Origin of the sequence: Clostridium coskatii, assembly GCF_001675205.1 — a bacterium.
Classification (GTDB): domain Bacteria; phylum Bacillota; class Clostridia; order Clostridiales; family Clostridiaceae; genus Clostridium_B; species Clostridium_B ljungdahlii.
The window spans coordinates 16,589-37,272 of record NZ_LROR01000058.1 but is presented as its reverse complement, the minus strand read 5'-3'; the positions used below and the strand labels follow the sequence as shown (position 1 = coordinate 37,272).

Genomic DNA, 20,684 nt, shown 5'->3' with positions numbered 1-20,684 from the left:
AAATGATTGATATATTATATACATAATTTTAAGGTATAATATACATAATTTCAAAGTTTTTTGTGGAAATTTTTCTTTCTAAGCATTGACTTAAAGTTACAGAAGCAGTAATAGATACTTTAATTAGATTAGAACAGTAAAACAAATGGATTTTCCATCCTCACTTCTAACTGAAATCTTTCCATGATGAGCCTGTACAATGGATTTGGCAATGGAAAGCCCAATTCCATAACCTCCAGTTTCTCTGGATCTTGAGGAGTCCGCTCGATAGAATCTGTCAAATAACTTGTCTAAGTTTTGTTTATCAATTTCGTCCGTTGTATTATATACTTCTAGCTTTGATTTTTTCTTTGCAGCAGATAAAGAAATTTTGATAGTTCCTTTTTCATTAGTATACTTCACAGCATTGTCCACAAGAGTAGAAACGAGTTGGTGGATACTATCTTCATCTCCATGTAGTTTTATTCCTGGCTTAATATCCATTAGAAACTTTTTATTCTGTGTTTCTGCAATGGTCCCAAATGGAGCTGTCGTTTCAAAAACTGAATCACTCAAATCAAAATCAGTAAACACCAATGTAATATTTCCTTCATCCATCTTTGAGAGTGTTAGTAAATTTTTTATAAGCTTATCAAGACGGGAAATTTGATTTCGAGTACTTGTAATCCATTCGCTTTTACCGTGAGTTAGCTCCAGCACATCTGCATTAGCTGAAATAATTGCAAGTGGCGTCTTGATCTCGTGTCCTGCATCAGTAATAAATTGCTTTTGTCTCTCCATATTTTCAATAATAGGATTAATCGCTTTTTTAGAAAAAATAGACACAAGGATAAACACAAGCAAAAGGGTTATTAGTGCAACTCCACAAGAAGTTAGTAAAAATAAAGTAGCTATCTGGATCTGACTTCTACAATCCATGAATACAAGCATTAGACCATCCGGTTTATTTACTACTATATATTTATAGATGTCACTATATCCACTAGTTTTACCCCCATGTAGTACTTTATTGGCATATCCTGATGCATCGGCTGAAGAAACAGCAGCAATATGGTTTGTATCAATTTCTCGGATACTGCCATCTTTATTGACCTTTACTACAAAATACCGTGTTTCAAACTGAGTTTCTGCATTCATTTGAAAACCAAATCTTTGCTCATTAGGTGGCAGTTTTCCTTTTTTATATATTGGAAATTTTCCCTGATTTTCTGAAAGAATTCTAAGGGCACCATTTATTTTACGATCTATCTGGTAAAGGTTAACTATATTAATGGAGCCAAGGAGAATGAATACAACCAAAGCCAGTGAACCCATTGTAATCATAATGAATTTTCTCTGTAATTTTTTAATCATTTAATCTCCTCCAATATATAGAAGGAATCCCTCCCTGAATTAATTTTTACATTAGCACCTAAAGATGACAACTTTTTACGCAGGTAAGAAATGTATACCAACACCACATTGATTTCAGCTTCCTCATCATATCCCCAAATTCGTTCCATAAACTGTTCTGTGGAAATCAAACATTTTGGATTATTCATTAGCATCTCAAGCATCTGAAATTCTTTGTTGCCAAGTCTTAGAGAGGATTTTTTACTTGATAATTCATAGTTTTCTTTGTTGAGGCTAATATTTCCTACTTTAATTAAGCTTGGTGTAAATTCACTCTTTCGTCTGGTCATAGCATGAACTCTGGCCAGCAATTCACCCATAGCAAAAGGTTTGCTCAAATAATCATCTGCTCCTGTATTTAGTCCAAGAATTCGGTCTTCAATCTCAGCCTTTGCAGTAAGCATCAAAATCGGTGTATGTATTCCTTCTTTCCTTAAATTTCCCAATGTTTCAAGTCCATTCATCTTTGGCATCATAATATCTAAGATAATCACATCATAACTTTTGTATAATCCACATTTTAAAGCGTCTGCTCCATCATACACAGCATCCACTGAATAATTGTTATGTTTTAAAATGGCAGCCAATGCATTTGACAATTCTTTTTCATCTTCCGCAAGTAAAACTCTCATAATATATCTTCTCCATCTTAAGGGATTTGAAAGAAACTAACAAGTCAAAGATGCGACGGATATTTTTTATCAGACAAGGAGGTAGGTTCCGCAGATAGTGAATCCTATCTAAGGGTTCTACCGACGCAGTATGATAAAAAATAGGCTAGCATACTGACTGGTTATTTCTTTGAAAATCCCTAATATTGTATTTCATTTATCATATCTGAAATAGTCTGCAAATTTAAATCTGTTGAAGCAATTTCATCTGCACACCGTTTTAATTCATTAATAATCATCTTCTCATTAGAAATGTTTTTTTTGTATTTTAACTGGTGCTCTAAACTTGCCCAACAATCCATTGCAATAGTACGTATTTGAATCTCACAGTACACCATTTCAACCCGGTTTTCTAGATGTAATGGTACTTGTAAAATCATATGATAACTACGATAGCCATTGGGTTTCGGATTGTGAATATAGTCCTTTTCCTTAATAATCTTAATATCCTGCTGGTTCTTTAGCATGTTTACAATCCAATAAATATCATCTAAGAATGGACAGATAACACGGATACCAGCTGCATCATGGATTTCCTTTAAAGCACTCTCCACCGTAACAGGTAAATTTTTTCGCACCAACTTTTCTTTCATGCTTTTAGCTGACTTAATTCTGGCCTTACAGTGCTCAATGGGATCTTTACATTGCTTTGCTACTTTGTATTTTCGAATAATATCCAATCTGGAGATAACTTCAATAATTGTTCCTTCTAATAGTATATAAGATTCTTTATAGAATTCATGTTCAGGTAACAGCGTTTTACATTTAATGTCATATTTAGACTGCTGCATTATGTATTCCTCCTTGCTGAAATAGTTATTTTCAATTTCTAATATAAAAGATAACATTGTAACCTTAAATATAGGTTAAATTTATAGTAGTATAAATAAATAACTCAACTTTCGTACATATAAAATTTTGACTTAATATAAAAAAATTGCGAAGCAACTTTTTTAGTTAATAGTTAAGAGTGAAGAATTAATAGTTAATGTAGATTTTTTTTCGTTATACTACAAAAAATCTTTGATTAAGCTTTTCATCACTCGTTTTCTAAGGCAAAACATTGCTATTTTATATAAATTTAAAGATTTTTTGCGACATCTAAAAATCATCCTTCACTATTAATTTTTCATTATTAATTCTTAACTTGAGAAGCTTCGCTTCGTAATATTTTTAAACTGTGAAAGTTGAGTAAATAATTCATCATTTGTATTATAGTAGAGTTGCCCAAATGCTTGAATTTTGATAATATAATAATAAATCTGACAAATGGTCAAGCTATTTTCTATTAATGAATCTTACTTAGTGAGAGTGTTACAATAGGAAGCCATCAGATAAACGATATAGGGGGCAATTAAATGTTTAAAATTCAGAAGTACAATAACATTTCACAAGAAAAACTTAATACAATGCCAAATGATTTATATGAGATTGGGGAAAATTTCGATAATCCAGACGGAATTCTTCTTAGAAGTTTCAATTTACTTAATGCCGAACTTCCTCAAAGTCTTAAAGCAATTGCAAGGGCAGGAGCTGGAGTTAATAATATACCAATAGACAAATGTTCTGAAAATGGAATTGTTGTATTTAATACCCCAGGAGCTAATGCAAATGGTGTTAAAGAGTTAGTTTTAGCATCTCTCTTTCTTTCTTCAAGAAAGATATATAGAGGAATAAATTGGACTAAGTCTCTTAAAGGAAAAGGTGAAGATGTTGTAAAGTTAGTGGAGAAATCAAAAAGCCAGTTTCAAGGCCCGGAAATTAAAGGAAAAAAGCTGGGAATTATAGGGCTGGGTGCTATAGGTGCAGCAGTTGCCAATGATGCACTTGCACTTGGTATGGAGGTAATAGGGTATGATCCATACATATCTGTAGATTCAGCATGGAATCTTTCTCGAAAGGTAGAAAAAGAGACGAATTTTGATAACTTACTTGCTGAAGCAGATTATATTACTATTCATGTTCCATTAAATAATAATACAAAAGGTATGATTAATAAAGAAAAGTTTGCAATTATGAAAAAAGGTATGAAAATAATAAATATAGCAAGAGGTGGACTAGTTGTAAATAAAGATTTACTTGAAGCAATAGAAGATGGCACTGTAAGTTGCTATGTTACAGATTTTCCGGAGGATGAATTAATAGGAAATGATAATATTATTACAATTCCTCATTTAGGAGCTTCAACGCCTGAGTCAGAGGAAAATTGTGCAGCTATGGCGGTAGAGGAACTTAGAAATTTTCTTGAAAGAGGTACTATTAAAAATTCAGTAAATTTCCCAAATTGTGATCTAGAGTACAAAGGTCACATAAGACTTTTAGTTGGAAATATCAATGTTCCTAATATGGTTGGACAGGTAACAACTATATTAGCACAAAATGAAATAAATATTGCCAGTCTGTTAAATAGTCATAAGGGAAAAATTGCATATAATATAATAGATGTTGATGGTAATGTAACTTCCGAAGTATTGGAAAAAATTAAGGCAATCGATGGGGTTGTGATGGTAAGAATTATTAGATAGTTATGCTGTAGTCATCGGATAAACAGAGTTCTTGGCATCAGATGGAGTTTTGACTCCACCTGATGCTTAGAAATCGTTATCCAGGGACGCAGCTGCTCTTTACGACCGCTTGGAGAAGTGGGAGTATTAGAGCAGGTAGTCATCGGATAAAAGGACAGCATACTGTATTTTATATATAATGCATCGCCTTATACCATACAAAGGCGATGCATTATTAGTTAATCACAAAATTGAGAAAAAGTAAACTTAGGTTTTTCAACTCATATTAATTTAACTTCATATTATCAACCAATATCTGTGAATTTTCAGTGATTTGTGTTATTGTTGCAGATACTTCTTCTAATGAAGCGGCTTGAGTTGTGGCTATTTGGCCTAGTTCATTTATAGTATCTATTATTACTTTCATATTGTTGTTCATCTCAACAAGTGCTGAAGAGATCTTTTTGGAAGATTCACTACTATTTGATGCCAATTTTCTCATTTCTCCTGCTACTACGGAGAAACCCTTTCCGTATTCTCCAGCTCTTGAAGACTCTATTGCAGCATTAAGTCCAAGAAGATTAGATTGTTTTGATATGCTTTCAATTAAGTTAATAGCCTCATTGCTTTCGGTTATTAGTTTTTTTGTTACTTCAGTATTTTCTATAATATAATTTAATTTTTCAGACAATTTAACAGCATCGTTAGTAATTTCTGATATACTTGAGGTTGTTTCTTGAAGAGAACTCTTTAATTCTGATGTGGACTTTTTAATTTTTATGAGGTCTTCTATATCTGTTGATAAAATTAATACTCCGACAACTTGGCCATCTTTATTAATTGCGGGAATTATGGTAACTTTAGCATCTATACCATGTTCATTTTTATTAAATACAGCTCTAAATGTTTCTTTTTTATTAAAAATGGTATCATTGGCACCAGTATTTTTCATGAGATTCATATCGGATTTGTCACCGACTTTTACAGTAGATTTTTTATTTTTACTGTCTAGAGCATATATACATTTTTCTTTGTCCCAAATTGTGATAACTGTATTTCCCTCAAGTGCTTCACTTATGACTGGTGCAGTATTAATCAATGATTGAAAAATTTTTTCCATTTATAATTCCTTCTCTCATAATTTTGTGAAATATTTTATTAACAATATATCACAATTTAGGGCGATTTTCTACTTTTAATAAATAGTATATATTTCCATTTACTATAGATCAAGTTATACTCTTGATTGTGCAGAAAATATGAACTTATAGAAATATAATTATCAAACATGACATGCAGTTGTCATGTTATTTTTGATATATTGTATGGTAAAATAAAACATAGGAAGGTGCTAAAATGGAATTAGTAAAGGTTACGGAAGAAAACATAGATGAAGAACATATTTGCTGTGCAATTTCAAGCAATAAAGATTGCCAGGTTGTTTCAAAAAAAGAATGGCTGAAGAAACGTTTTAAAGAAGGGCTGGTATTTTTAAAAGGAAATGTCAGGGGAAAGTGTTTTATAGAATATGTGCCATCAGAAAATGCATGGTGTCCTATTGAGGCAAAGGGTTATATGTTTATTGACTGCCTGTGGGTATCAGGGCGATTTAAAGGGAAAGGATATTCAAATGAACTTTTGAATGCCTGTATTTCTGATAGCAGGGAAAAAGGAAAATTAGGGTTAGTCATATTGTCTGCTAAAAAGAAAATTCCCTATATTTCAGATCCTAAGTATTTAAAATATAAGAAATTTCAATTGGCTGATACTTCAGAGCCTTTCTATGAATTATTTTATTTCCCATTTAGTCAAAATGCACCTAAACCATGTTTTATGAAGCATATAAAAGTACCTTCAATTAAAGAACAAGGTTTTGTTTTGTATTATTCAAATCAGTGTCCATTTACTGCAAAGTATGTGCCTATTATTGAAAAGGTTGCTTCGGAGAAAAAAATTGCCTTTAAATCAATCCGATTTGAATCAACTAAAGAAGCAAGAATGTCTCCAGCACCATTTACTACATATAGTTTGTTTTATAATGGCGAATTTGTTACAAATGAAATCTTATCTGATAAGACATTTGAGAAAATGATATCTAAGGTTATTGACTAAATATTAATGAATCTTACTTAGTGGGAGTGTTACAGTAGGTAGTCATCAGATAAGAGTACCCTGTAAGATTATACACGATATCATTTCTGTGTCTATCCTGCAGGATACATTTTTATTTTAAATATCAAATAAATTAATTAACCTATGCATGTCCATATGTTAACAATTTTTAATTTTCTTTATTAACTCCTGGGCAACTTTCTGTCCTGAAATTAACATACCACCCAAAATTGGTCCCATTCTTTGACCACCAAAAGTTGCATTAGCAGCCATACCGGATACATAAAGGCCAGGGTAAACTTCACGAGTATTTTCAACAACCTGTTCTTCTCCGCGGTCTGCCCACAATTGTGCTGCATTGAAAGTAAGTCCAGAAACACATTCAATGGAATCAGCTGTATAGTAATTTTCTTAATGTAATTTTTGAAAATTTTTTACTTCTAAAAATAAATAGACTATGTTTAATCTATTATCAGCTAATTAAATCCCTTTTTTAAAATAACTATACATTATGAATATTTTGACTAATAAATTATAACATATTATAACATATTATTAAGTAAAATCCGTTGATTATAAAAAAAATATCAAAATATTACTATTATTTTAAATAAAATGGAATAATATATGTCATAATTTTCAGTTTATGGAATAATATCAAAATAAAAAAATAGCAAATAGGCATGAATATATTATTTTCTATACAAAATATTCATTTTGTTTAATATGAGGAGGGTCTCTAATGAACTTATTGAAAAATGTAAGAGTAAAAGTAAGATTACTTATTTCCTATTTAATTGTAGCTACATTGATTTTAATTGTAGGAATAGTAGGAACAATATCTTTAAAGAAGGTTTCGAATAATTCCCAAAACATGTATAATCAAAATATGCAGATTGTTTATAAGTTGTCCGATATGAATAGGAATTTATCTGATATAAGGTCAGATACTTTAAAAATGGTTTATCAAAAGAGCGATACAAAAAGGCAAGATGCTGAAAAAGATATAAATGAAAAAGAAAGCAATAATGCGGAATATATTAAAACTTTTGATACATTTCAAATGGATACTTCACAAAAGAGTGCGTGGGAAACATTTAAAAGTCAATTGAAAAGTTATAATGATGAAGTTAAAAATATCAATAATTTTTCATCAAAAAAGGATTACGAATCTGCAGAAAGTGAATTGCTAAATAAAGCTACACCTATGAGAGAAAATATGTCTAAAAGTTTAAATGATTTAATAAACTTAAATCTCAATTATGCAAAAAACGATAATCAAGACGATATAAAATTATATAATATGTCAAGTGTAATAATGACTATATTGGTAATTTTTGGATTTGGCCTTGCGATATTGATAGGATTGCTTACATCAAATGACATAAACAAGGTACTTCATGACATACTTAATTTTGCACATAAATTAGAGAAATATGATTTATCATATAAATCTTCAATGGCTAGAAAAGACGAATTTGGAGAAACTGTAGTTGCGCTTACAAATGCTAGAGACAATATAAAAAATCTTATTGAGAATATAATGGAAGATTCTCAGGATATGAGTGCAGCCAGCGAAGAATTATCTGCTACTGTTGAGGAGCTTTATTCTAAAACTGAAAACATGCAAAATGCTGTGGACGATATTGCATCTGGAGCACAAGAAACAAGTGCATCTACTGAAGAAATTACAGCATCTATTCAGGAGGTAAATTCGAGTATAAGTGAGCTTTCACAAAAATCTTTAGATGGAAGTAATAGTGCAAACCAGTCAAAAGAGCATGCTTTAACCGTACAGAAAAGTGGTAACAGGGCAATCGAACAAACAACAAAAGTCTATAATGAAAAAAGAGAAAAAACATTGAAGGCAATTGAAGATGGTAAAGTAGTAGAAAACATAAAAATTATGGCTGATACGATATCGAGTATAGCGGAGCAGACAAATTTACTTGCATTAAATGCAGCAATAGAAGCAGCAAGAGCTGGAGAAAAAGGGAAGGGATTTGCTGTAGTTGCAGATGAAGTAAGAAATCTTGCGGAGCAGTCTTCAGAAGCAACAACTGGTATTCAGGACACTATTTCAAAGGTACATGAAGCATTTAAAAACCTGTCATTGAACAGCAATGATATATTGGATTTTGTATATAAAGATGTAGGTAAAGAATTTAAAGCTTTTGGAAATATGGGCAATCAATATTATAGTGAGGCTGAATTTGTAAGTAAAACGTCGGAAGAAATTGCGGCTATGTCACAAGAACTTACTGCAACCATGAATCAGGTGAGTGAAGCAGCACAGAATATGGCAGAAGTAGCTCAGAAATCTTCAGAAGATGCATTTGTGATAAAAGAAAGTATAAATGAAACTACACAGGGAATTGAACAGGCGGCTAAAACATCACAAATTCAGGCATGCAGTGCTCAGAAACTTAATGAACTTGTACAAAGGTTTAAATTATAATTATGGGTGGAAGGTTTGGTATGATCGTTATTGCAAATTAATATTTTATGAGAGAAGGTAAAGCGGTGACAAATGTTACAATGCGTATGGCAACTAAAGCAGATGCAAAAGAAATTTTGGATATATATGAGCCTTATGTTAGGAATAGTGCAATCTCTTTTGAATATGATGTTCCATCTATTGAAGAATTTACTGAGAGAATTAATAACATATTAAAAAAATATCCATACATAGTAGCGGTAGATAACAATCAGATTATTGGTTATGCATATGTTTCATCATTTAAGGAACGAGTTGCATATGATTGGGCTGTTGAAACTACTATATATTTAAGTCAGGACTGTCGAGGTAAAGGTGTAGGAAAAAAATTGTATTTAGCTTTGGAAAAAATATTAAAGAGACAAAATATCATTAACTTGAATGCGTGTATAGCCTATACAACTACCGATAATGCATATCTTACAAATGCCAGTATGTATTTTCATGAGCATTTAGGATACAGGAAAGTTGCACATTTTACAAAGTGTGGATACAAGTTTGGAAACTGGTATGATATGATTTGGATGGAGAAAATTATTGGAGAGCATTCTGAAAATCCAAAACCAGTTATTCCAATATCAGACTTGCAGTGATTTTATTTTGGTTTTCAGCAAATACAATACTACATTTAAAGAACTTCTAAATGATGTATTGGAAAATCAATCATAATATTTTATTAGTAATAGTGTATAATATTATCTAGGGTTTTAAGGAGGGTGACGATAATATGCAAACTGTAACATTAGGAAAAACTGGACTAGTTGTAAGCAAAAATGGATTTGGGGCACTTCCAATACAGCGTATTTCAAAGAAAGATGCCGTATACTTATTGCAGAAGGCATTTTATAATGGTATCAATTATTTTGATACTGCAAGAGCGTATTCAGACAGTGAGGAAAAGCTTGGAGCTGCCTTTTCTTACATAAGAGATAGGATTACTATAAGCACAAAAACAGCAGCACAAAATGCGAATGATTTTTGGAAGGATTTAGAGCAGAGTCTTAAAAATCTTCAGACAAATTATATTGATATCTATCAGTTTCATAATCCTGCGTTTTGTCCAAAACCTGGCGATGAATCGGGACTTTATGATGCAATGATTGAGGCAAAGAAACAGGGAAAAATTCGTTTTATTGGAATTACAAATCACAGATTGGCAGTAGCAAAAGAGGCAATAGAATCAAATTTATATGATACGCTGCAATTCCCATTCTCTTATCTTGCAAGCAATGCAGATATAGAAATTGTGGAAGCATGCAAGAAAAATAATATGGGTTTTATTGCAATGAAAGCTTTATCAGGAGGACTTATTACAAACTCTGCCATGGCATATGCATATCTTGCACAGTTTCAACATGTTGCTCCAATTTGGGGTATACAGCGTGAGAGTGAACTAGATGAATTCTTGTCCTATAATGATAATCCACCAGTTTTGACAGAGAATATGAAAAAACAGATTGAACATGACAGAAAAGAATTATCAGGAGATTTCTGCCGTGGATGTGGGTACTGTATGCCCTGTTCTGCTGGGATTCAAATTAATGATTGTGCAAGGATGAGTCTTCTTCTCCGACGGGCACCGCAGAATGTTTACTTATCAGAAGAATGGCAGGAGAAGATGAAAAAAATAGAGGATTGTATTCACTGTAACAAGTGTATGAGCAAATGTCCATATGGCTTAAACACTCCGGAACTTTTAAAAAAGAATTACGATGACTACAAGACCTTTTTATAAGGCATTTGAAAGAAAATAGCAAGTCAAAGATGCGACGGATATTTTTTATCAGACAAGGAGGCAGGTTCCGCAGATAGGAATTCTATTTAAGGGTTCTACCTCCTTAAATCTTACAAATCCAATGAATTTGTGAGTTTCGTTAGTAACTTTTGTATTATACTTATAGCAAAGTTTATTATTAATCGGTGTTCCTTGCCTTACAGATTATTTTCTCTTTCATGTTTAACTATATCTTGAGCAATTTTATGGGCGTTTTTTGCTATTTCATCTGTATTCATGGTAATAAGTTTTCCATCTATTGAAACTATTTTTCCGTTAACAATGGTCATTTTTGTATAACTTGAGTTTCCAAGGCATACTAGCGAAACAAGTGGATCATGGCATCCTGCATATTCAACTCCACTAAGATCAAATAATATTATATCTGCAGCTTTTTCTCTATCTAGCCTTCCAGTATCAGTTCTTCCAAGCACATCTGCACCACCTCTTGTTGCAATCTTTAACATTTCATAAGCATTAAGTCCTTTTGTTCCATACTTTAAATGATTTAGAAGATAGGCACGTCTAATTTCCTCCCACATATTAGAACCATCATTGCTAGCACTTCCGTCAACCCCTATACTTATTTTTCCACCTTTTCGAACAATATCAGAAGTCCTGCAGATTCCACTGCTGAGTTTCATATTGGATGAAGGACAGTGTGCAATACCTGTTCCGTTTAATCTATCTATTTCTGCATCACTAAGATATATACCATGTGCATACCAAACATCAGAGCCAACCCATTCAAGTTCCTCCATAAGTTCAAAAGGTCTTCTCCCGTATTTTTCAATGCAAAAATTCTCTTCATCCAGCGTTTCTGCAAGGTGAGTATGCATCATAACCCCTTTTTTTCTAGCTAAATCCTTCGTTTCAAGCATTAACTCTTTCGTAACTGAAAATGGTGAGCAGGGTGCTAGTGCGATTCTTGTCATTGCATAATCATTTACATCATGATACTTGCTTATAAGTCTATCACTATCCTCTAATATTTTATCTTCCTCTTGAACAACTGTCATTGGAGGAAGTCCTCCCTGGTCCCGTCCTAAAGACATGGAACCTCTTGTGGCAGTAAAACGAATTCCTATTTCTTTTGCTGCTTTAATTTCATCATCTATTAAAGTTTGAGGCTGATTGTTTGGAAACACATAGTGATGATCTGAAGTTAAGGTGCATCCGGTTCTTAATAGTTCACTAAAACCAACTAAAGCACCATAATATACTGCGTTGGGAGTTATGTTTTTCCAAAACTCGTACAATCCAATAAGCCATGGGAAAAGTGGTTTTTCTTGAACTTCTTTTATTCCTCTAAATAAGGTTTGATATAAATGGTGATGGGTATTTACAAATCCAGGCAAAGCTACAAGATTGGTACAATCTATTATGTCTGTCTTATCAGGTACACTAAGTTTCTTACCTATTGAAGTGATTTTTGGACCTTTTACTAATATGTCTACATTTTCAAGTATTTCATCTTTGTCATTAAATGTTACTACAGTTCCAATATTTTTTAAAAGTAATGCTTCCATAATAAAATCCCCCTTAGAAAACAAAAAAACCGCTTTGAATGAGTATATTCAAAGTGGTTAACTCGACACTGATTTAAATATAAAGTTGTTTTTCTTCTAATATTATATTACCGATTTTATGAATACTTGTATAGCTTTTTACTATTTAAATTCTATTCTTGGATTTGCTTTTCATGATTAATAAAGCAATTGTTAGTAGTAGTGTAAATATACCACATGTAAAATATCCAAAGCCTGCACCTGCCTGCTGCATAACGGCACCTGCAAATGAATTCCCAATAGGAGCAGAACCTGAAGTAACTAAAGAATATATGCTCATAACTCGTCCCCTATACTCATTTGTTATATTAAGCTGCAAGATAGAATTTGACATATTTAAAAATGTCAGATAGAAAAATCCTATAAACACTATCAAAATAGCAACTATATAATATTGCCTAAAAAAGTATGTAAATATTTGAACTATTGATATTAATATTGCATCTCCAATTTGTATGGTTTTGCTAAGTCCATGCTTACTTCTTAGTACCATAAAAATTGCACCGCTTAAGGCTCCCACACCAAATGCTGATAAAAGAAAGCTGTACTCTTTTGCACCCATTTTTAGTATTTCACTTGTGAATACCGGTATTATAACTTCCGAATTTGCTGAAAACACACATACTATAATCATAAGTAGAACTGTAAATTTTAAAATATCATTGTCTGTTATGTATTTAATACCATCTTTAATTTCTTTTATTACATTCTGATTATTTTTCTTTAACTTATTCTCTTTAACTTTTATTCTACATATTCCATAAATAACAGGTATAAAACTTATTCCATTAATAAAGAAACAGGTAGTAGTACCGAGTTTCACCATCAAGATACCAGCAATAGAAGGTCCAACAATCTTTGCCAAATTAATAACTGTAGAATTTAAAGAGATTGCATTCATTAAATCCTCTTTTCCTACGAGTTCAACGTAAAATGATTGTCTTACTGGTAAATCAATAGTTTGGGCAAATCCAAAAATCACTGCAAGTACAGCAATGTGCCAATATTTAACCACATGTATCCATACTAAATAAGCTAATACAAGTGATTGTACCATAAAAATAACCTGAGTTAATATAAGCAGTTTTTTCTTGGAAAATCTATCTATAAAAACGCCAATAAACAGTGAAAATAAAAATACAGGTCCAAATTGAAAAACTCCCAATAATCCTAAAAGAAATGCTGACTTTGTAATACTATATACAAGCCATGCTTGTGCTGTTCTTTGTATCCATGTGCCCATTAATGAAATGCACTGCCCTGTCCAAAAATATCTAAAATTTCTATGCTTAAGAGCAGAAAATGTACTGTTTAATTTTGATATTAGTTTCATGATATATTACCTCTTATACTGCATCAAATTTTTCAGTAAAAACTAAATATACGGGACTCTCTGTATACTTTTTATTAATACTCTTAGTCTATTATAAATTCAATAATGTTATTTGAATAATACTATTAATGTTATATAATTGATAGGATAATGCTATAATGGTTTAATTTAATGAGTTAAAATTCATATAAAGAGAGGATTTTATTACTATGGATTTTCATCAATTAGAATATGTAATAGCTATAGCAGAAGAAAAGAGCTTCTCTAAAGCCGCAAAAAAACTTTATATATCACAACCATCTTTAAGTGAGTATATTATGAGATTGGAAAAACAATTAGAAGTAAAACTATTTGATAGATCTACAAGCCCTCTTACTTTAACTTTTGCAGGAGAAAAATACATTGAAACAGCTAAAAATATTCTTAATTCAAAAAAACGTTTAATGAAGGAACTTTATGATATATCAGATTCAAAAAAAGGGCGTATTACAATTGGTATTCCAGTCCCTACAGAAAGGTATATTTTACCTTTGGTTCTACCTAAATTTTATAAAAAATTTCCGAATGTAGAAATTGTTATTGAAGGACATTCTGCAAGACAGTTAGAAGAACTACTAATAGTAGGAAAAATTGATATTGCCATTATGCATTTACCAACACAAGATAGTCGTATAGTATATGAACCTATATCAATTGAAAGGGTATTTCTAATAGCTCCTCCTGGATATAATGCAGAGCTTGAAAAAAGGCAAAAGTTCGACTTCACCTGCTTAAAGAATGAAAAATTCATCCTAATAAAACCAGGGCATAGAATAAGATTTATTGCAGATGAATTGTTTAAACGTGCACAATTTGAACCTAATATTCTTATTGAAACTAGAAATATTGATACTGCATATAATCTTGCAAATGCAGGTATGGGCTTTACCTTAGTCCCAGAAAGTGTAATAAGGTTTTTTAACACAAACAATTACAAGAACTATTTTTTAATAGATGACATAAACTTCATACTTGCTGTGGCTTATAGAAAAGGAGATTATATAACAAAGGCATGTCATGAGTTCATTAAAATTACAAAAGAAGCTTTAGTTTCAAAACAAGGATAGGTATTTGCACCCCTGGGGTAGTAGTTATATAGCAGAATGTAATAATAGATATATAGATGAAGTGTCTAAGTTAGGTGTATCTATTGGATTTGCAGATCCAGTTTCATCCACTAGTCTTATAAGTCCAAAACAATTTAGAGAGTTTTCATTATTTGAATTTTACAGATGTTATTTTGGAATCAGCTAAGTAATATACATATAAGAGTATAATTCTGTCGAAAATTATAGAATTAAATAGTTTTTACTCAAAATAAATGGTTTAATCTGTGATATAATTTATTAAACATATTTATTAAAAGTTATGTATAGAAATGGAGGTATGTTATTTATGATTTTCTCATCGACAAAAGGTATTTATCGAAATTATTTGATGGTACTTCCTAACTTGAAAGAAATAATACAGGAAGATGTCATGGTCTGTTTGATGGATAGCCAAAAATTTCTTGGCTATTTTCCTGGAGATAAGATGGTTGCAGACATTAAGACTGGAGAGGATGTGCCAAAAGATGATCCACTACATAAGACAGTAAGTGAAAATAGAATAGTCTGCCAAATAGTACCAGAACATGTTTATGGTTTTCCTTTCAAGGCTGTAACCTTTCCTGTAAGAGATGAAGATGGAAAATGTATCGGTGCAGTGGGTTTTGCAAAATCTCTTGAGAAGGAATATGACCTTAGTAATTTGCTTAAGAATCTTACACATGCATTTGAAGAAGCTAAAGTTAGCATGGAAAGTGCATCTTCTCAACTTAGTGGTATTTCAGCTAATGCTCAGGAGAATTCATCAACATTAGAAGAAGTTTTAGGAGATGTTGATGACTTGATGAAATCCGCAAAAATCATAAATGATGTTGTTTGTGAGACAAAGTCATTGAGTCTAAAAATGAAAGAAGAGACAAAGAGTGGAGAGAAACTAGTTAATAATATTACTGATATAGTAAAAGACATTTCAGATTCATCAGGAAATGTTTTTAGTCTGATGACAAGACTGAATGATTCAACAAAAAGGATTGTAGATATAGTCAATCTTATAAATCAGGTGTCGGAACAAACAAACCTTTTAGCGTTGAATGCAGCAATCGAAGCGGCAAGAGCAGGTGAACAGGGTAAAGGCTTTGCAGTAGTAGCGGATCAGGTAAAGAAACTTTCAGAGCAGTCAAAGACTGCAACAATGGATATTAATACTCTTGTACAACAAATAGGCCAGGAAACAGGTAATATATTAAAAGCAATTACGGTGTCCGAAGAAAGAATTAAAGATGGTGTAGACGCCTCCGAAAGGACACTCGAAAGAATAATGGGAATAACTGAGGAAATTGAAAAAGTAGATAAAAGAATTGAGTACATAGCTGAAAAATCAAGTATACAGTCGGAGCAATCGGAGAAAATATCTACTTGCATGAAAAATGTAGCTGAATCAGTGAACAATACAGCTTCGTATTCTGTTTCAGCCTCTGAACAAATAATTGAAGAAAAGAAGAGACTTTCTTCTGTGGATGAAGCTATAAGCAGTATTGCTAGTGAATTAGTAACAGTGTAAAATCAATGGATTAAACTTTCCAAGTGGATTTACAAAGTCAGCACTTGTAACTACCTGCTTTGCAGGTAGTGTTCTTTATATGAATATAGACTTTGAATGTGTTGTGAAAATATACTTTATTATTTAAATTCTGTAAGATGAGACCAATATCTTTTAGGCATGCAGCGGCTGCGCAGCCTTAAATTTTTACGTTCTTCTATGTTGACGGATTTATAAAAGGTTTTCCAAAGAGTTTCAAATTTGCCATCTGCTGAGTTTAAAATTTTAGCGTCTTCCTTTTTAAATTCAGTTATGATAGCTGTCTTTTTGTTGTATATGATTGCCAGTTCTCTTTTTAAATCATGAATTATAAAATTCTGATCGGAAAATCTTTTTGTAAAATGATTGAGTATCAATGGTAAAATATTATGATCAGGTTCTATAGGAGCATAAAAACTTAAGGGTGCTATTTCCTTAAATCTTACAAACCCATTGAAGTTATGAGCTTCAGCAGTAACTTTCCTAGTATACTTGTCAACTAAAATTATAATATCATTATTTTTAGCTAAATTAATATTTGTACCATATTTATAGCAAAGTTTAAGATACTTTAAAGCAATAGAACTGGAATCTGGTATTCCACAAAGACATAAGTAATAAATATTTGTTAAAACTTTTCTGTTAAGTTTTTTTATGATGCTCTTATAAACTCTATCAGATTTATCGTACTCAGTTGAAATATTCAAAATTTCATTGAGAAATGAAGGTATATAGTCTCTGGATTTTGTTATGATACAAGCTTCTTTGCAACTGTAGGCATAGAAGATAGCTGTAAGCAACCCTTCAAAAGTATCATCATATATATATTCTTTCAAGACAGAACCTCCTATAATTCACCAGTAATTGAGGTGGACTTATCATTTAACAAAAGCAGTTTATTATTCGATGAAAATTTAGGGATAGTTAAATTATCTATATTATCAAAGAAACTTAATTGTTTTCCCTTATCTATTGAATTTAAATCAACTTTAGGAGAAAGAGCTTTCTTAATTAGCATGTCATCAAATTTCACAGCTCCATAGTATCTGCCTTTGCAAGTAATAAAATATTGTGCTCTTTTTATAACTATGCCAAGTTTTTTTAGGTCAAAAAAGTCTAGTGAAGCAATTCTACGGGCACTTATTATCTTATGTGCACCGCGTATCCCAATCCCAGGAACTCTTATAAGAATGTTATAAGGAGCCTTATTTATTTCAACAGGAAATAGATGAATATTATTTAAGGCATAGGTTGTTTTAGGATCAAAGTTGATATCAAAGTTAGGGTTTTTTTCATTTAATAATTCTTCTGATTTAAATCCATAAACCCTCAGCAGCCAATCACCTTGATATAGCCTATGCTCTCTTAAAGTAGGTGGAGTTTTAATATCTGGAAGATTGGGATTATTATTAACAGGAACATATGCGGAATAGTAAATTCTTTTTAGATCAAATTTGTTATATAAATTTTCTGTTAAATTCAGTATATTTAAATCATTTTCTTTTGTAGCTCCCACAATAAGCTGAGTGCTTTGTCCTCCAGGCACGAATATAGGTGAATTTTTATATTTTCTACGGTCATACTTATTTGCAATAATATTATTTTTGATGTCACCCATAGGTTTAAAAATATCGTGCTTATTTTTTTCAGGTGCCAATAATTTAAGGGATTTTGCTGATGGAAGTTCTATATTTACACTCATTCTGTCTACAAGGGAACCTGCCTTTTTTATAAGGTCCTTGTCGGCTCCGGGAATTGCTTTCATATGAATGTAACCCCTGAAGTTATGTTCATTCCTTAGTTTATAAGCAACAGTTGTAAGTAGTTCCATAGTAAAGTCAGCATTTTTCACAATTGATGAACTTAAAAACAAGCCTTCTATATAATTACGTCTGTAAAAATTCATGGTCAAATCTACAATTTCATCGCAGGTAAAAAAAGCTCTTTCGATATCATTGGATTTTCTATTGATACAATAAGAACAATCATATATACAGCAATTTGTTAAAAGTATCTTGAGCAGAGATACACACCGTCCATCTGGAGTAAAACTGTGGCATATACCACTTACATTGGCTGAACCAAGATTGCCTTTTTTTGAATGTCTATTTGAGCCGGAAGATGAACAAGATACATCATATTTGGCTGCAGAAGATAAAATTCTTAACTTTTCACCTATTTCCATACTTCATCACCAATCTTTGCATTTCTATGAATTAATTATAACTCATTTTTTATAAAAGAACAAGTGTTCGCAAAATGAAGCTAGACTGGAAAGATGTATATGTGATTGAAAGAAGCAGCTGTAGCTATAGAGGATAGGAAAACTACTCTATTCATTATACTTATATATGCATAAGCCATAATAGTGCTTTACTAAATCTTTTGCAAATTTCAGTAAAATGGCCGCCATTATTCCATTCTAGTGTTATATTTTCTGTAGATACAAGCTGTTTTGACAGTATAGAAAATGTCTTTTGAGTGCAATCTCCAACTTTAGCCATACGTTGATTTCTACTGCGTTCTTCACTTTTGCCAAGAGAAAGGTATACTTTTTCAGCAGTATTTATAGGAGAATTGGAACTCATGAATTCAATCCACCCATCATACCATAATGAACCAGACAAGCTTCCTACTTTTCCAAAGATTCCAAATAGGTAAAGGCTGTATAAAGTCGCAAGTCCACCTAGGGAATATCCAATTAGTACAGTGTTTTCAGGTTCAGCTTTTGTCCTGTAATGTGTATCGATGAAAGGCTTGATAACTTTAGTAAGGTTATTTAAATATTCATATGCACCTCCACTAAAGTCTTCTCTGTTTTTTGATAAGGCTGGTGCAGGCCATGGAGAAAAATCATGATTCCAATTTTTTGATTCAATACTTATGAGTATAAAAGCACTGCAGTCTACATCAAAATGAGGTTCTATAGAATTTATTATTTCTTTCATATTGTTATCTCCATTCATATATACAACAGGATAATTAATATCAAGTATGTTATAGTCAGGTGGAAGATATAGCAAACAATGATGCTCATTTATATTTAAATTTTGTATAGTTCCGTTCATGTCTTCACTCCTAGAATATTTAAATTTATAATTATTAATTTACAGCAAATTATGGAGAAGTACAAATTTTTTTGGATTTATGAAGCAGCGTTTGCGATGAATTTGGAACAAGGTCAAAAATACTCATGTGGGGGGCGTAAACCTATATCTATAGGATATATGATAAAATGATAAAAGATGTTTATAGAAAGGAAGGTACTTATGATTAAAATTGCAGTTTGTGATGACGAAGTATTTCAGAGGATAGATATTGTAAAGAAAGTTAGAAATGTTTTAGAAAATAATTATGACAATATTTGTTATGAAATAGAAGAGTATAGCAGCGGAGAAAAATTGATTTCTTCTGGATACTATTTTGATATTGTGTTCTTAGACATAAAGATGGACAATCTTTCTGGAATAGATATAGCTAAAAAAATAAGAAAAAACAATAGTACTACCAAGATTATTTTTATAACGGCTTTTAGAGAATATGTTTTTGAAGCCTTTGATGTATGTGCATTTCAGTATCTTATAAAGCCTGTAGATGAGAAAAAAATATTAGAAGTTGTAGATAGAATTTTAAAGATGTTTGATGATGAAAAAAATAATGAAAAGTGCATTATAATTAATAAGGGAAAAAATACTACAATAAAGGTACTTTTAGATGATATAAGTTTTTTTGAGGTACAAAATAGAATTATAAGTATACATACTGAAAAACAAATTATACGGTATTATGATAAGATAGCAAATGTGGAAAAACAGGTACCTAAAGAAAGTTTCTTTAGGTGTCATAGGAGTTACATAGTAAACTTTAAATATGTAATGAAATTTAACAAGACCGAAATAGTGCTTGATAATAATACAAAAATAATATTAGCAAAAGGTAAATATGATAAATTTTCTAGAGCGTTTTTAAGATATATAAAGAAAGGCAGAGTATAGAATATGCTTGTTTTTAGTGTAATAAAGAATCTATTGCTTTTTGCTTCATGTATACTGAATTTCTTTATTCCATATATATTACTCGAAAAATTTTTAAGATTTAAAGTAAAATTCCAGTATGTAATTATATTAATGTTAATAACATGTAATATACCTTTTCTAATTGTAAATAAG

General features: G+C 31.4%; 18 protein-coding genes and 1 pseudogene. 9 read left to right on the top strand and 10 right to left on the bottom strand.

The features are described 5' to 3' along the window. Positions 1-123: 123 nt before the first annotated feature. From CLCOS_RS15055 to CLCOS_RS15045, 3 genes are all read right to left on the bottom strand, one after another. Positions 124-1,323, bottom strand: a complete 1,200-nt coding sequence (locus CLCOS_RS15055) for a sensor histidine kinase (RefSeq protein WP_242867005.1) — start codon at positions 1,321-1,323, stop codon at positions 124-126. Between the two features lie 26 nt (positions 1,324-1,349). After that, positions 1,350-2,024 (bottom strand): response regulator transcription factor, encoded by a 675-nt coding sequence (locus tag CLCOS_RS15050; RefSeq protein WP_063602183.1) that lies wholly within the window; start codon positions 2,022-2,024, stop codon positions 1,350-1,352. A gap of 179 nt (positions 2,025-2,203) precedes the next feature. Further along, the gene (locus tag CLCOS_RS15045) at positions 2,204-2,854 is read right to left on the bottom strand and encodes a GTP pyrophosphokinase (RefSeq protein ID WP_063602182.1); all 651 of its coding nucleotides are present in this window, start codon (positions 2,852-2,854) and stop codon (positions 2,204-2,206) included. 567 nt (positions 2,855-3,421) lie between these two features. Between CLCOS_RS15045 and CLCOS_RS15040 the strand changes: the two genes are divergently transcribed. After that, positions 3,422-4,588, top strand: a complete 1,167-nt coding sequence (locus tag CLCOS_RS15040) for a phosphoglycerate dehydrogenase (RefSeq protein WP_013239698.1) — start codon at positions 3,422-3,424, stop codon at positions 4,586-4,588. A gap of 265 nt (positions 4,589-4,853) precedes the next feature. Here CLCOS_RS15040 and CLCOS_RS15035 read toward each other — a convergent pair whose 3' ends face one another. Continuing rightward, entirely contained in the window at positions 4,854-5,687 is an 834-nt protein-coding gene (locus CLCOS_RS15035) for a methyl-accepting chemotaxis protein (protein WP_013239697.1), read from the bottom strand. 236 nt (positions 5,688-5,923) lie between these two features. On the opposite strand from CLCOS_RS15035, the gene CLCOS_RS15030 reads away from it, so the two are divergent. Next, complete coding sequence (locus CLCOS_RS15030; RefSeq protein WP_063602181.1) at positions 5,924-6,679, top strand: YoaP domain-containing protein; 756 nt, start codon at positions 5,924-5,926, stop codon at positions 6,677-6,679. A 159-nt stretch (positions 6,680-6,838) separates the two neighbouring features. Here CLCOS_RS15030 and CLCOS_RS15025 read toward each other — a convergent pair whose 3' ends face one another. Next, positions 6,839-7,027, bottom strand: coding sequence for a hypothetical protein (locus tag CLCOS_RS15025; protein WP_242867004.1), 189 nt, complete (start codon positions 7,025-7,027; stop codon positions 6,839-6,841). Positions 7,028-7,421: 394 nt separating this feature from the next. Here CLCOS_RS15025 and CLCOS_RS15020 point away from each other — a divergent pair, with 394 nt between their 5' ends. The 3 genes from CLCOS_RS15020 (at position 7,422) to CLCOS_RS15010 (ending at position 10,911) form a co-directional block, all read left to right on the top strand. Beyond that, entirely contained in the window at positions 7,422-9,137 is a 1,716-nt protein-coding gene (locus tag CLCOS_RS15020; RefSeq protein ID WP_063602179.1) for a methyl-accepting chemotaxis protein, read from the top strand. 80 nt (positions 9,138-9,217) lie between these two features. After that, positions 9,218-9,769 carry an N-acetyltransferase family protein gene (locus tag CLCOS_RS15015; protein ID WP_430392618.1) on the top strand — a complete coding sequence of 184 codons (552 nt, stop codon included), beginning with the start codon at positions 9,218-9,220 and terminating at the stop codon, positions 9,767-9,769. Positions 9,770-9,903: 134 nt separating this feature from the next. Beyond that, complete coding sequence (locus CLCOS_RS15010) at positions 9,904-10,911, top strand: aldo/keto reductase (RefSeq protein WP_013239691.1); 1,008 nt, start codon at positions 9,904-9,906, stop codon at positions 10,909-10,911. A 197-nt stretch (positions 10,912-11,108) separates the two neighbouring features. Here CLCOS_RS15010 and CLCOS_RS15005 read toward each other — a convergent pair whose 3' ends face one another. Together CLCOS_RS15005 and CLCOS_RS15000 are read right to left on the bottom strand one after the other, a co-directional pair. After that, complete coding sequence (locus CLCOS_RS15005; RefSeq protein WP_063602177.1) at positions 11,109-12,479, bottom strand: 8-oxoguanine deaminase; 1,371 nt, start codon at positions 12,477-12,479, stop codon at positions 11,109-11,111. 145 nt (positions 12,480-12,624) lie between these two features. Beyond that, positions 12,625-13,851, bottom strand: coding sequence for an MFS transporter (locus CLCOS_RS15000; protein WP_063602176.1), 1,227 nt, complete (start codon positions 13,849-13,851; stop codon positions 12,625-12,627). Positions 13,852-14,060: 209 nt separating this feature from the next. Between CLCOS_RS15000 and CLCOS_RS14995 the strand changes: the two genes are divergently transcribed. The 3 genes and pseudogenes from CLCOS_RS14995 (at position 14,061) to CLCOS_RS14985 (ending at position 16,497) form a co-directional block, all read left to right on the top strand. Then, on the top strand, positions 14,061-14,957 hold the full coding sequence (locus tag CLCOS_RS14995) for a LysR family transcriptional regulator (RefSeq protein ID WP_063602175.1): 897 nt from the start codon (positions 14,061-14,063) through the stop codon (positions 14,955-14,957). 28 nt (positions 14,958-14,985) lie between these two features. Further along, positions 14,986-15,108, top strand: a pseudogene (locus tag CLCOS_RS22840) (methylcobamide--CoM methyltransferase); the annotation flags it as partial. A 177-nt stretch (positions 15,109-15,285) separates the two neighbouring features. Continuing rightward, entirely contained in the window at positions 15,286-16,497 is a 1,212-nt protein-coding gene (locus tag CLCOS_RS14985; protein ID WP_063602173.1) for a methyl-accepting chemotaxis protein, read from the top strand. A gap of 119 nt (positions 16,498-16,616) precedes the next feature. Here CLCOS_RS14985 and CLCOS_RS14980 read toward each other — a convergent pair whose 3' ends face one another. The 3 genes from CLCOS_RS14980 to CLCOS_RS14970 form a co-directional block, all read right to left on the bottom strand. Continuing rightward, complete coding sequence (locus CLCOS_RS14980; protein ID WP_063602172.1) at positions 16,617-17,351, bottom strand: TIGR03915 family putative DNA repair protein; 735 nt, start codon at positions 17,349-17,351, stop codon at positions 16,617-16,619. Positions 17,352-17,362: 11 nt separating this feature from the next. Continuing rightward, positions 17,363-18,700 carry a putative DNA modification/repair radical SAM protein gene (locus tag CLCOS_RS14975; protein ID WP_063602171.1) on the bottom strand — a complete coding sequence of 446 codons (1,338 nt, stop codon included), beginning with the start codon at positions 18,698-18,700 and terminating at the stop codon, positions 17,363-17,365. 160 nt (positions 18,701-18,860) lie between these two features. Then, positions 18,861-19,583 carry an alpha/beta hydrolase gene (locus CLCOS_RS14970; RefSeq protein WP_063602170.1) on the bottom strand — a complete coding sequence of 241 codons (723 nt, stop codon included), beginning with the start codon at positions 19,581-19,583 and terminating at the stop codon, positions 18,861-18,863. Positions 19,584-19,784: 201 nt separating this feature from the next. Between CLCOS_RS14970 and CLCOS_RS14965 the strand changes: the two genes are divergently transcribed. Next, positions 19,785-20,510 carry a LytR/AlgR family response regulator transcription factor gene (locus tag CLCOS_RS14965; RefSeq protein ID WP_063602169.1) on the top strand — a complete coding sequence of 242 codons (726 nt, stop codon included), beginning with the start codon at positions 19,785-19,787 and terminating at the stop codon, positions 20,508-20,510. The last annotated feature ends 174 nt before the right edge of the window (positions 20,511-20,684 follow it).

Excerpts from the sequence above, each read along its gene's own strand:
- CLCOS_RS14985 (WP_063602173.1), top strand. The coding sequence starts at position 15,286 with ATGATTTTCTCATCGACAAAAGGTATTTATCGAAATTATTTGATGGTA.
- CLCOS_RS15045 (WP_063602182.1), bottom strand. The coding sequence starts at position 2,854 with ATGCAGCAGTCTAAATATGACATTAAATGTAAAACGCTGTTACCTGAA.
- CLCOS_RS14965 (WP_063602169.1), top strand. The coding sequence starts at position 19,785 with ATGATTAAAATTGCAGTTTGTGATGACGAAGTATTTCAGAGGATAGAT.
- CLCOS_RS15020 (WP_063602179.1), top strand. The coding sequence starts at position 7,422 with ATGAACTTATTGAAAAATGTAAGAGTAAAAGTAAGATTACTTATTTCC.
- CLCOS_RS15005 (WP_063602177.1), bottom strand. The coding sequence starts at position 12,479 with ATGGAAGCATTACTTTTAAAAAATATTGGAACTGTAGTAACATTTAAT.
- CLCOS_RS15000 (WP_063602176.1), bottom strand. The coding sequence starts at position 13,851 with ATGAAACTAATATCAAAATTAAACAGTACATTTTCTGCTCTTAAGCAT.
- CLCOS_RS15050 (WP_063602183.1), bottom strand. The coding sequence starts at position 2,024 with ATGAGAGTTTTACTTGCGGAAGATGAAAAAGAATTGTCAAATGCATTG.
- CLCOS_RS15040 (WP_013239698.1), top strand. The coding sequence starts at position 3,422 with ATGTTTAAAATTCAGAAGTACAATAACATTTCACAAGAAAAACTTAAT.
- CLCOS_RS14970 (WP_063602170.1), bottom strand. The coding sequence starts at position 19,583 with ATGAACGGAACTATACAAAATTTAAATATAAATGAGCATCATTGTTTG.
- CLCOS_RS14975 (WP_063602171.1), bottom strand. The coding sequence starts at position 18,700 with ATGGAAATAGGTGAAAAGTTAAGAATTTTATCTTCTGCAGCCAAATAT.
- CLCOS_RS15015 (WP_430392618.1), top strand. The coding sequence starts at position 9,218 with ATGCGTATGGCAACTAAAGCAGATGCAAAAGAAATTTTGGATATATAT.
- CLCOS_RS15035 (WP_013239697.1), bottom strand. The coding sequence starts at position 5,687 with ATGGAAAAAATTTTTCAATCATTGATTAATACTGCACCAGTCATAAGT.
- CLCOS_RS14995 (WP_063602175.1), top strand. The coding sequence starts at position 14,061 with ATGGATTTTCATCAATTAGAATATGTAATAGCTATAGCAGAAGAAAAG.
- CLCOS_RS15030 (WP_063602181.1), top strand. The coding sequence starts at position 5,924 with ATGGAATTAGTAAAGGTTACGGAAGAAAACATAGATGAAGAACATATT.
- CLCOS_RS15010 (WP_013239691.1), top strand. The coding sequence starts at position 9,904 with ATGCAAACTGTAACATTAGGAAAAACTGGACTAGTTGTAAGCAAAAAT.
- CLCOS_RS15055 (WP_242867005.1), bottom strand. The coding sequence starts at position 1,323 with ATGATTACAATGGGTTCACTGGCTTTGGTTGTATTCATTCTCCTTGGC.